Source organism: Acinetobacter sp. YH01024, from assembly GCF_013420195.1.
Lineage (GTDB): Bacteria > Pseudomonadota > Gammaproteobacteria > Pseudomonadales > Moraxellaceae > Acinetobacter > Acinetobacter amyesii.
In genome coordinates, this window is record NZ_VOYQ01000006.1 from 21,606 (window position 1) to 33,582 (window position 11,977).

Here is an 11,977-nt window from a genome sequence, read left to right on the forward strand (position 1 = left end):
GAGCTCATAAACCTCTATTTATTATCTTTCTACTTTCAATACCGCAAGGAACGCTTCTTGTGGGATTTCGACGCTGCCCACTTGTTTCATACGTTTCTTACCTTCTTTTTGTTTCGCAAGAAGTTTCTTCTTACGCGACACGTCACCACCATAACATTTAGCCAAAACGTTTTTACGCATCGCTTTTACAGTTGAACGTGCAATGATTTGCGCGCCAATTGCTGCTTGAATAGCCACATCAAACATTTGACGTGGAATCAAGTCTTTCATTTTTTCAACTAAAGCAATACCACGGTGACGAGCATCTTGGCGGTGACAAATCATGGCCAAAGCATCAACCTTCTCACCATTAATTAGCACATCCACCTTAACCAAAGATGAACTCTCAAAACGGACAAAGCTATAGTCAAGCGATGCAAAGCCACGTGAACATGATTTCAACTTATCAAAGAAATCCATTACCACTTCAGCCATTGGAATTTCAAACGTAATGGCCACTTGGTTCGCCATGAACTTCATATTCTTTTGAACGCCGCGACGTTCAACACATAAAGTCATCACATTACCCAAGTATTCTTGCGGTACTAAAATGTGACATTCAGCAATTGGCTCACGTAAGTCTTCAACTGTTGAACCATCCGGCATTTTAGAAGGACTATCGATATAAATGGTTTGACCATTTTTCATCACCGCTTCATAAATTACGGTTGGTGCTGAAGAAATCAGGTCCAGATCATACTCACGTTCTAAACGTTCTTGTACAATTTCCATGTGCAGCATACCCAAGAAGCCACAACGGAAGCCAAAACCAAGTGCATCTGAACTTTCAGGTTCAAAGAACAACGCTGAGTCATTAATTTGCAGTTTGTGCAGCGCCTCACGGAACGGTTCAAATTCACTTGAATCGATTGGGAATAAACCTGCATAGACCTGTGGTTTCACTTTTTTGAAACCCGGTAAGCTTTCAACTTCTGGTGTAGTTGCCAAGGTAATCGTATCACCAACTGGAGCACCAAAAATATCTTTAATACCCGCGATCACGAAACCAACTTCACCTGCTTCGAGCATGTCAGTTTCTGTATGTTTAGGATTAAAAATACCTACTGAAGTAATGATGTGCGTTTGACCTGTTGATTTCATCAACATTTTATCGCCTTTACGCACACGACCTTCTTTAATACGAACTAAAGAAACCACGCCCAAATAGTTGTCGAACCAAGAGTCAACAATTAAGGCTTGTAATGGTGCATTACGATCGCCTTCGGGTGCAGGAATAACATTTACCAGTGTTTCAAGCACCCCTTCAATGCCTAGACCGGTTTTAGCTGAACATGTAGGTGCTTCAGTCGCTTCGATACCAATAATGTCTTCAATTTCTTGAATAACACGCTCTGGCTCTGCTTGCGGCAAATCAATTTTATTTAAAACAGGTAGGACTTCTAAACCTTGTTCAATTGCGGTATAGCAATTCGCTACAGATTGTGCTTCTACCCCTTGTGCAGCATCGACAACCAATAGTGCACCTTCACACGCAGCCAATGAACGTGAAACTTCATAAGAAAAGTCAACGTGCCCCGGTGTGTCAATGAAGTTGAGTTGGTATTCTTCACCATTAGGATGGGTGTAATACAAAGTCACTGACGCAGCTTTAATCGTAATACCACGCTCACGTTCCAATTCCATAGAATCTAGAACCTGCGCCTGCATTTCACGATCTTGCAAACCACCACAAGTTTGAATAAATCGGTCGGCAAGGGTCGACTTACCATGGTCGATATGCGCAATGATCGAGAAGTTACGAATGTTTTTTATATCAACAGATTTTTTAGCTTGCGCCATGGGCTACCTTGGAAAAATAAAAGCGCTATACATGCAATTCTTTATGCATAGCAAAAGCCGAATAGAAATTGCCGAGGATTATAGCAGATGGATTTTTCAAAGTATCGAAAATAATGCATTGCTTTTATGCAAGTCATTCATCCTACATGGAGAACTTGGCTAGTCTTGGTTTGAAATTTTGCGATAAAATCAAACTCAAAGATCATAAGCACTAAAATCCAGCGGATTTAGGCTATCCGCAATAGGTTGATACGCTTGGGTAAAGGTTGGCGACATGCGTTTTGGACGACCTGTGGCAATTTCAATGCATGCCCACTGCGTATTGCCTGTAAATAATATCGCTTTGTCTTTAGGTCGATAAAATACATACTGACGAAATGAATACAACGCATTGATATCATTGAGCCACGTTCGCAGAATAATCTCCTCACCTTCAACTGCTGCTTTGCGATATTGCACATGATGCTCAACAGCAACCATGGCATGCTTCAATTCAATATATTCTTTTAAGCCTAAACCCAAGGCTTCAATATGTGCTGTCGCGACATCTTGCATCCAACTGACGTACACCACGTTATTCACATGATTTAATGTGTCGATATGTTCAGCTTGAACTGTAATTTTTAAATCAAAGATATCGCTCATAGCGTCCTGCAAATTTTAAAATATGCTCCACAGTCTACTCATTTTTATCTAAGGGTAAATTGCAAAAACACTAAAGTTAAAAAAACCACTCGCTTGGAGTGGTTTTCATTCAGTAATTCATTATTGAATGCGCATGCCCACAATCGCACGTTGCCCCTGACGAATCAAAGAAACACGTGCAATGCTGCCATTTTTCAATTCTGAAATAACTTTCACAAAATCTTCTGCATTATTCACAGCTTTATTATTAACTTGAGTCACAACGTCACCCGGCTGAATTCGCGCTTGTGCAGCAATACCACTAGCTCGTACATCTTGAATTAATACACCACCTTTCACACTCAGTTGCTTTAATTCATCTGCAGTTAAATTACGAATTGACACCCCAATCACCGGGCCTTTTTTCACAGGTGCAATTTCAGCTTTTGCAGGCGTATCATCTGGTGCAGTGATCAAGGTTGCTGAAATGTTTTGGCGTTTATCATCACGTAATACTTCAAGCTGAATACTTTGATTAGGACCTGTACGATTGAGATAATTCAGTAGTTCGCCAGTACGTGAAATCGGTGTACCATTAAATTTCAAAATGACATCACCCGCTTTAAAGCCAGCTTTTGCTGCGGGTGAATTCGGTGCAACTTGAGTAATCAATGAGCCCTCAGGTTTTGAAAGGTTATAGGATTCAGCAAGATTCCGATCGATATCTTGCAGCATAACGCCTAAGTAAGCACGTGTCACCTTGCCGTTTTTCTTTAATTGGTCTGCAACATCCATCGCCACATCAATAGGAATCGAGAACGATAAACCCATATAACCACCCGTACCACTAAAGATACGAGAGTTCACCCCAACCACTTCACCAGACTGGTTAAATAAAGGGCCGCCTGAGTTTCCGGGGTTCAATGCCACATCGGTTTGAATAAATGGAACCGAGGTTTCTCCCATCATATTGCGCATTTTCGCACTGACAATCCCTGCCGAAGCTGAATAGTCAAAACCAAATGGTGAACCAATAGCCAACACTGGCTCACCTACACGTAAACGGTCAACATTACCTGTGCGTAGCTCTGGAAAATTTGAACCTTTCACCTTTAGCAAAGCCACATCAGTCCGCTCATCACTACCCACAACGGTGGCATCAATTTCACGGCGGTCATTCAATACGATGGTGACTTTCGATGCATCTTCTACCACATGGTGATTAGTTAATAGATAACCATCTTTACTAATAAAGAATGCGCTTCCATAACCGGTCTTTTCTTGCGGCATTTTTTGCTGCGGGATAACGACCTGATTACCAAAAAAGCGTCGTAATATTTCTGGGACTTGCTGCTGTAAAAGCTCTTCTTGACTGAGCTTTTTAACCACATTCACGCTTACGACAGCTGGGCTGACCTGTTCAACCAAATTGGAAAAATCAACAGGACCTGCTGCCTGCGTTTGTACGCTAGCAACCGTAAACACAGCTGCATAAAGTCCCTTTTGTAAATACGATTTATTCATTGTTAGCATTCACTCAATTGTGCTTATCATTTGAAATACGTTAGTTTTTATCACAATGCAAGTCTAAGCTTCGTAATAAAATGTTTGATGAATATTTAGGATAAACAATCTTAAACATTCCTTAAATATTACAGATCCATGAATATTTTTCATTATTTAGTTAATTTATAGTCATTGCGTTTTTAGGCAAAAACAGTTGTGATGATCGGACATTTTTAAAATTAGCTGATGGACATGTCTAATTTAAACACGACACATCAATTTGATGTGATTATTGTGGGAAGTGGCGGTGCAGGTTTAAGTTTAGCCCTCTCGTTACCAGATCATTTTAATATTGCTGTTTTAGCTAAGTCGACGCTGACGGATGCCAGTACATATTTTGCCCAAGGTGGCGTGGCAGCCGTCCTCGATAAAACAGATTCCATTGAACAACATATCGATGACACCATGATTGCAGGTGCACATTTATGTGAAATGGCGGCGGTAAAACAAACCGTTGAAGGTGGTAAGCCCTCTGTCGATTTTCTACTGAATCAAGGGGTACAATTTACTTTAGACGAACAAGAACAGCTACATCTGACCCGAGAAGGTGGCCACTCTCAGCGCCGTATAATTCATGCAGCGGATGCAACTGGACGTGCAATTTCCACAACATTGGTAGAACGCGCCCAAGAAAAATCAAATATTCAGATCTTTGAAAACTATATCGCGATAGATCTAATTACCGCACAAAAGTTAAATCCTGAAACTGAAAACCGTGCTCTCGGTCTGTATGCTTTAGATGAAAAAACCGAAAAAGTACATACCTTTTTAGCACCCTTCACTGCCCTTGCCTGTGGTGGTGCCATGAAAGCATATTTATATACATCAAATCCCGACATTGCGACGGGTGATGGTATTGCCATGGCGTATCGTGCAGGCTGCCGTGTTGCCAATATGGAGTTTAACCAATTCCATCCAACCTGTTTATATCATCCTCAAGCTCGCTCTTTCTTAATTACCGAAGCGATGCGTGGCGAAGGTGCCTATTTACGTCTTCCAGATGGTGAACGCTTTATGCTGCGCTTTGATGAGCGTGCCGAATTAGCACCACGCGATATCGTAGCGCGCGCTATTGATTATGAAATCAAACGTCTAGGAATCCGTCATGTTTGGCTTGATATCACCCATAAACCTGCAGAATTTGTCAAAGAACATTTCCCAACATTGTATGCACGCTTAATGGAACTCGGTATTGATATTACCAAAGAAATGATTCCGGTGGTTCCGGCAGCACACTACACCTGTGGTGGCGTTGTGGTTGATGAAAACAGTCAGACCGATATTCCAGGCCTATATGCCATTGGAGAAACCTCTTATACCGGCCTACATGGTGCAAACCGTATGGCAAGTAACTCCTTACTTGAATGTTTCGTCTATGGTATGAGTGCTTCAACACATATCACAGCACAGCATCAAGGAACTTATCAGGCGCCTCATGTCCCAGAATGGGATGACTCGCAAGTGACCAACCCTGATGAAGACGTGGTGATTTTGCAGAATTGGGATGAACTTCGCCAAACCATGTGGAACTACGTCGGTATTGTCAGAACAACCAAGCGACTTCAACGTGCGCTCCATCGTATTGAAATGCTTAAGCGTGAAATCACCGAGTATTATCAAGATTATCAAGTCAGTAAAAATCTGATTGAACTCCGTAACTTAGTATTGGTATCAGAAATGATTGTGCGCTGTGCAATGGAACGTAAAGAGTCTCGTGGTCTGCATTTCACTTTAGACTATCCTGAACAAGCAGACGAACTACGTAAAACTGTGTTAAGTCCACCCAATTTCCAAGTGGAATGTCCATTGGTGAATACAGAACTGGTTTCTTAAACATCTAAAATGTCTAAAAACCATAAAAAGCCGAATATAAATTCGGCTTTTTATTTGAATCAGCAAATGCAATTGAGCCTTTATATTCGTTTTGGTGGAATAGAATAACTCCCTGTTATATGTGCAACAGGCTCATCCACACCTGCTGAATACACCAACACCTCACCATAAATTATACTTTTGCCCACTTTCAGCAATCGACACTCGCCTATTAAATCTTGATTGGCTTCGGGTTTTCTTAAAAAATTAATATTCATATTGGTCGTGACCGCCAGTCCTACAATCCCGATCTCCCCCAATATAGCCACATATAGCGCAAAGTCAGCCAAAGTCATCATGGTTGGGCCAGAAATCGTATTGCCCGGTCTTAGATCTTGTTCTGTGACATGCCAAATTAAGGTCGCCGTTTGCTGTCCAACTTCTTTAATCGTGCAATTTTTTAAACTTGGGGCAAATTCACATTGTAAAAAATCAATAATCGCCTGCTTTCGATGCGGCATAAAAAAATCATCCATAACTTATGCTATGAATGATTTTTAAATCAAATACCTAAAGATTACTATGGCATTTTAGATCTGTTGCAAATGCAATAATGCCTGTTGAAAAACCTGTTCAGGTGTTTGTGTCGCATCGAGGCGCTTCATGCGTGCAGGCTCATTTTCATGGATTTCAGCAAAACCTGAACGCACTTTCTCAAAGAACGTTGCTTTCTCTTGCTCAAATCGATCCAAAGCACCACGTTCACGTGCACGTAACATCCCCGTTTCAATCGGTGCATCTAACCAAAAGGTAATATCAGGCATACGCGCCACAAAACCGCCATTTAAAACTTTCAGTTTTTCTCGGTCCAAACCACGGCCTGCACACTGATATGCAAAACTCGAATCTGTAAAACGGTCACATAAAACGATTTTACCTTCTGCCAATGCAGGTAAAATCACGCGCGCCAAATGCTGTGCGCGTGCAGCATACATAAGTAACAACTCTGTATCATCACTCATTGCTTCATCATGATTGACGGCCAAAAGTAATGCACGAATTTGTTCAGCCATAGGTGTACCACCCGGCTCACGTGTAAGTACGACATTTTTACCCAAATTTTGGAAATGATCATGTAATTTACGAATGAGTGTAGTTTTACCCACACCTTCCGTGCCTTCAAAGCTAATAAACATGCTCACTCCTTAGTTTTTCGCACGAATTACAGATAAATATTCTTGTACCGCGCGGTTATGGTCTTGCAAATTACTGCTAAATTTATGGCCGCCATTTCCTGTTGCAACAAAATATATATTGTTAGATGAATCAGGATGCATTGCAGCTTCAATGGCTTTTTGACTCGGCAAAGCAATCGGTGTTGGTGGTAAACCATTAATCGTGTAAGTGTTATAGGCTGTTGGTGTACGTAAGTCCTGACGCGTAATATTACCGTTGTACTTATCGCCCATACCGTAAATCACAGTTGGATCTGTTTGCAAACGCATCCCTTGTTTGAGACGACGCACAAATACACCAGACACTTGTTCAAGCTCACTATCAATACTGGTTTCTTTTTCAATAATCGACGCCATAATTAAGGCTTCATATTTATCTTTGTACGGTAAATTTTGAGCTCGATTATTCCAAGCCTGATCTAAGGCTTTGATTTGTCGGTTATACAAATTCTTCAAAATTTTTCGATCAGACTCGCCTTTTGCAAAGAAATACGTATTCGGTGCAAATAATCCTTCAGGATGTGAATACGGAATGCCGAGCTCTTTTAAGATTTGTGTATACGGTAAATGACTGATGTCATGTGTCACCAAAGGATCATTTTTTAACGCATCTATCAGTTGCTTAAATGTCGTCCCTTCGATCACTAAAATTCGATTCATTTGCGCATTTTCAGAATTCGAAATCAACTCCATAACTTCTCGTACACTCATACCTTCATGGATTTCATACACACCTGCTTTTAAGGTGTCATTAATCATGAACTTTTGGTACAACTTTAAAATAATAGGAAAATGAACTTGTTTCTCTTTGGAAAGTCGGTCAATAAAACCTGAATAGGTATCCCCTGCACCAATCGCCAACATTTGCTTTTTGCCTTCCACAGGATAGGCTTTAAATAAACTCGACCACAGTAAAATCGCCACAAGTACAACGATACCAAGTAGCACAACCAAACATGCTTTAAATGGAAAACCTGCTTTGGCAGATTTTTTCTTATTTGTTTTTTTAGACGCGGTGGACATATTAACGAATCTGACTTAATTGAAGTGTTCGGAAAAGTTCAATACAAGCTTGAACATCTAACTCAACTCCATTCAGAGTTGATGCAATTTTCATGGGACTTAAAGCATTGCAGAAAAAAACACTCTGAAAATGCGTAATTTCATCCATATTGACGTGACGTTGATTACATGGAATCTGATGCTGCTGCATCCGTTTTAAAATTTCTGCACGCATGACACCATGCACGCCATTATAACGAAGTTCGGGCGTAATCCATCCTTCATTTGTACGAATAAAACAATTACTGCTCACACCTTCGACAACTGTACCTTGCACATCCGTCACCAAAGCTTCGCCCCATGGGGTTTGATCCAACTCTGCTTTGAGCATGACTTGTTCTAATCGATTTAAGGACTTTAAGCCCACCAAACTTGGCATGGTTAACCCAATTGCTTGATGTAATACACCACTTTCGACAGTTTCGTACTCAAAATCTGCAACGGCTTTGGAGTAATAAAACACCCAAACATCTGCTGGATGCTCAGGCAAACTATAACCCCGCTGACCGATACCGCGACTCAACACAATTTTTAAAGTGCCATTGACGACATCTTGTTTACGTAACAATTTTAAAGTGTCTTCAATGAGGCTTAAATCTGCATTTAGCTTTAATCGCTCATTGCTCAGTTTTAATCGTGCAATATGCAAAGCTAATAGTTCTATTTGTCCTTGGCGAATACGTGCCGTGCTAAAACAGCCATCGCCATAGTGAAAGGCGCGATCAAGTAAATCAACTTGTTCTATTTGCTGCGCATTTTTAAAACACTGCATACGTCGTCATCCCAATTACATCACTTTATTTTAAAAAATAATCATTCAGCATATATTTCTTTTTTGTTCATATTAAATTCTTTTTTAATTATTTTTTCTGCATTAAAACTACAGATATTCTTGCCTCATCCAACAAAACATGTATAAAAATTGAGGACAACATGAATCTATCTAAATTAAAACTTGGGGTTTTGGCTGCATTCATTTCTGCCACAGCATTCAGTGCATCTGCCAAAGATTTCTTAAATGTGTCATATGATCCAACCCGTGAATTGTATGACAACTTCAATAAAGACTTTAGTATTTACTGGAAAAAAACCACAGGCCAAGACATTAACTTTAAACAATCTCATGGTGGATCAGGTAAACAGGCTCGTGCTGTTATTGATGGTCTAGATGCCGATGTCGTCACTTTGGCCTTGGCTGCAGATATTGATGAAATTGCTGCACGTGGTTTAGTTGCAAAAGACTGGCAAAAGAAATTCCCACAAAACTCAACGCCATATACATCGACCATTGTGTTCTTAGTGCATAAAGGCAACCCGAAAGGCATTAAAGACTGGGGCGATTTAATTAAACCGGGTGTCGACATTATTACCCCGAACCCAAAAACATCGGGGGGTGCGCGCTGGAACTATCTAGCAGCGTGGGCTTGGGCAAAACATCAAGCAGGTGGTAATGATGCAAAAGCCCAAGAATTTGTCCGTCAAATTTATAAGCAAACCAAAGTCCTCGACTCAGGTGCTCGTGGTGCAACAACTACATTCGCTGAACGTGGCATTGGTGACGTGCTATTGGCTTGGGAAAATGAAGCACATTTGGCAGTTCGTGAACAGCCGGGTAAGTTTGAGATTGTGACCCCTTCACTTTCTATCTTGGCCGAGCCACCTGTTGCGATTGTAGAAAAAAATGCCAAGAAGGATGGCAATGAAAATTTAGCCAAAGCGTATTTAAATTATCTGTACTCACCTGCAGGTCAAAGCATTGCAGCACAGAACTATTATCGTCCACGTAATGCTGCGGTACTGGCAAAATATAAAAATGTTTTTAAACCTTTAAAATTAGTGACTATTGATAAAGAGTTTGGTGGTTGGAGCAAAGTACAGAAAAAACATTTTGAAAATGGTGGCGTCTTTGATCAAATCGTGAAGACCAATAATTCCAAATAATGCTTTAAATACAGAAAAGCATCTTCCTTTCGCATAAGGTCGATGCTTTTTTTTCGTAGATACACTTGTTATCTTTTTTATTCATATAAAATTCGTTTTTAATTATTTTTTATGCATAAAGATTGGCGCTATTCTTCACCCATGTTACAGATAAAGTAAAAATTATTGAGGTTCACATGAGTATTTCCGCAAAATTAAAATTGGGTGTTCTTGCTGCAGTCATTTCGACGGTTTCTTTTGGCGCAGCTGCAAAAGACTTCTTAAACGTATCTTACGACCCAACGCGTGAACTCTATGAAAGTGTGAATAAAGACTTCAGTAAATATTGGGAAAGCCGTACAGGTCAAAAAATTAATTTTAAACAATCTCATGGTGGTTCAGGCAAACAAGCGCGTGCAGTCATTGATGGCTTAGATGCCGATGTAGTGACTTTAGCACTTGCAGCGGATATTGATGTGATTGCGGAAAAAGCCAAACTTTTACCTGCAGATTGGCAGAAGAAACTTCCACAAAACTCAACGCCATATACCTCAACGATTGTATTCTTAGTCCGTAAAGGCAACCCAAAAGCGATTAAAGATTGGGGCGATCTAGTTAAACCAGGCGTGGGTATTATCACCCCAAACCCGAAAACCTCAGGCGGTGCACGTTGGAACTATTTAGCTGCATGGGCTTGGGCAAAACATCAAGCGGGTGGTAATGATACAACGGCTCAAGAATTTGTCCGTAAAATTTATAAAAACACCAAAGTGCTCGATTCAGGCGCACGTGGTTCGACTACGACCTTTGCTGAACGTGGTATTGGTGATGTATTGCTGGCTTGGGAAAATGAAGCACATTTAGCGATTCGTGAACAACCGGGTAAATTTGAAATTGTGACCCCTTCACTTTCAATTTTAGCTGAGCCCCCTGTTGCTGTTTTAGAAAAAAACGCAGAGAAAAAAGGCAATCTTTATTTAGCCAAAGGTTATTTAAACTTCCTTTATTCACCACGTGGTCAGCAAATCGCGGCTCAGAACTTTTACCGTCCACGTAACGCTACAACGCTTGCACAATACGCATCAGTCTTTAAGCCACTTAAACTCGTAACCATTGATAAAGAATTTGGTGGTTGGGATAAAGTCCAAAAAGCACACTTTGAAAATGGCGGCGTGTTTGACCAAATCGTCAAAACCAACAACGGAAAATAAGACCAGTCATTGACTGAATCAGGAGAACTTGACATGACACATACAGTAATTGTCCCGGGTGTAGGCGGTAGTGAACACGCACATTGGCAATCTTGGTTACAACGTCAGCTCATGTCTAGCTCTCGTGTTCAGCAAAAAGATTGGAATCACCCTGTACTAAAAGACTGGATTAAACAATTTGTTCAAACCGTACGACCTCTACAGGGTGAAATTCAAATTGTGGCGCATAGCTTTGGTTGTTTAACCACGGTGGCAGCATTGGCCTTGTATCCAGAACTTAATAAAAAAATCAAAAATTTAGTTTTGGTTGCGCCAGCCAATCCAGCACGCTTTGGAGAAAACGGCTTTGCACGCGACAGTACGACGGATTACAAAGCATTTTTTCATCAGTTAAGTATTCGTGTGCCGACAACGATGTTGATTAGTGAAAATGATCCTTGGCTTGGCTTTGAAGATGCAAAACAACTTGCTGATGCTTGGAAGCTTTACCCTGTGAATATGGGTGCTGTGGGTCACATTAATGTTGCATCAGGTTTTGGACCGTTTCCTGAAATTTTCAATTACTTAATTTCAGAAAACCACATGAAACATATCAGCTTTACTGATGAAAACAAGTATTTATTTCAATTTGCTTTTTAAGTACTGAGCATTAAGCTTGTCGCAAAATCATTTATTCAATTTTGCTGACCTTTTAAGTCAGCTTTTCTC

11 protein-coding genes are annotated in these 11,977 nt (G+C 40.6%); 4 read left to right on the forward strand and 7 right to left on the reverse strand.

The genetic code is table 11. The features are described 5' to 3' along the window. Window positions 1-21: 21 nt before the first annotated feature. The 3 genes from lepA to FTT88_RS04580 form a co-directional block, all read right to left on the reverse strand. Window positions 22-1,839: a translation elongation factor 4 gene (lepA, locus tag FTT88_RS04570; RefSeq protein WP_168378033.1), complete on the reverse strand. Its 1,818-nt coding sequence runs from the start codon at window positions 1,837-1,839 to the stop codon at window positions 22-24. 195 nt (window positions 1,840-2,034) lie between these two features. Then, the gene (locus FTT88_RS04575; protein ID WP_078190331.1) at window positions 2,035-2,484 is read right to left on the reverse strand and encodes a thioesterase family protein; all 450 of its coding nucleotides are present in this window, start codon (window positions 2,482-2,484) and stop codon (window positions 2,035-2,037) included. A 120-nt stretch (window positions 2,485-2,604) separates the two neighbouring features. Next, a complete protein-coding gene (locus FTT88_RS04580; RefSeq protein WP_168378034.1) occupies window positions 2,605-3,987 on the reverse strand; it encodes a Do family serine endopeptidase in 1,383 nt (460 codons plus the stop codon). Window positions 3,988-4,215: 228 nt separating this feature from the next. Here FTT88_RS04580 and nadB point away from each other — a divergent pair, with 228 nt between their 5' ends. Then, on the forward strand, window positions 4,216-5,862 hold the full coding sequence (nadB, locus tag FTT88_RS04585; RefSeq protein ID WP_180173691.1) for an L-aspartate oxidase: 1,647 nt from the start codon (window positions 4,216-4,218) through the stop codon (window positions 5,860-5,862). An 80-nt stretch (window positions 5,863-5,942) separates the two neighbouring features. Here the strand turns inward: nadB and FTT88_RS04590 are convergent, their stop codons facing one another. The 4 genes from FTT88_RS04590 to pabC all read right to left on the reverse strand — a co-directional run bounded on the left by FTT88_RS04590 (window position 5,943) and on the right by pabC (window position 8,910). Further along, window positions 5,943-6,362 (reverse strand): PaaI family thioesterase, encoded by a 420-nt coding sequence (locus FTT88_RS04590; protein ID WP_180173692.1) that lies wholly within the window; start codon window positions 6,360-6,362, stop codon window positions 5,943-5,945. A 69-nt stretch (window positions 6,363-6,431) separates the two neighbouring features. Further along, on the reverse strand, window positions 6,432-7,037 hold the full coding sequence (gene tmk, locus FTT88_RS04595; RefSeq protein WP_180173693.1) for a dTMP kinase: 606 nt from the start codon (window positions 7,035-7,037) through the stop codon (window positions 6,432-6,434). A 9-nt stretch (window positions 7,038-7,046) separates the two neighbouring features. Continuing rightward, complete coding sequence (gene mltG / locus FTT88_RS04600; protein WP_180173694.1) at window positions 7,047-8,099, reverse strand: endolytic transglycosylase MltG; 1,053 nt, start codon at window positions 8,097-8,099, stop codon at window positions 7,047-7,049. Between the two features lies 1 nt (window position 8,100). Beyond that, window positions 8,101-8,910 (reverse strand): aminodeoxychorismate lyase, encoded by an 810-nt coding sequence (gene pabC, locus FTT88_RS04605; RefSeq protein WP_180173695.1) that lies wholly within the window; start codon window positions 8,908-8,910, stop codon window positions 8,101-8,103. Window positions 8,911-9,071: 161 nt separating this feature from the next. Here pabC and FTT88_RS04610 point away from each other — a divergent pair, with 161 nt between their 5' ends. The 3 genes from FTT88_RS04610 (at window position 9,072) to FTT88_RS04620 (ending at window position 11,908) form a co-directional block, all read left to right on the forward strand. After that, on the forward strand, window positions 9,072-10,079 hold the full coding sequence (locus FTT88_RS04610) for a sulfate ABC transporter substrate-binding protein (RefSeq protein ID WP_180173696.1): 1,008 nt from the start codon (window positions 9,072-9,074) through the stop codon (window positions 10,077-10,079). Between the two features lie 176 nt (window positions 10,080-10,255). After that, window positions 10,256-11,269, forward strand: coding sequence for a sulfate ABC transporter substrate-binding protein (locus FTT88_RS04615; protein WP_180173697.1), 1,014 nt, complete (start codon window positions 10,256-10,258; stop codon window positions 11,267-11,269). Window positions 11,270-11,302: 33 nt separating this feature from the next. Then, the gene (locus tag FTT88_RS04620; protein ID WP_180007628.1) at window positions 11,303-11,908 is read left to right on the forward strand and encodes an alpha/beta hydrolase; all 606 of its coding nucleotides are present in this window, start codon (window positions 11,303-11,305) and stop codon (window positions 11,906-11,908) included. Window positions 11,909-11,977: the final 69 nt, after the last annotated feature.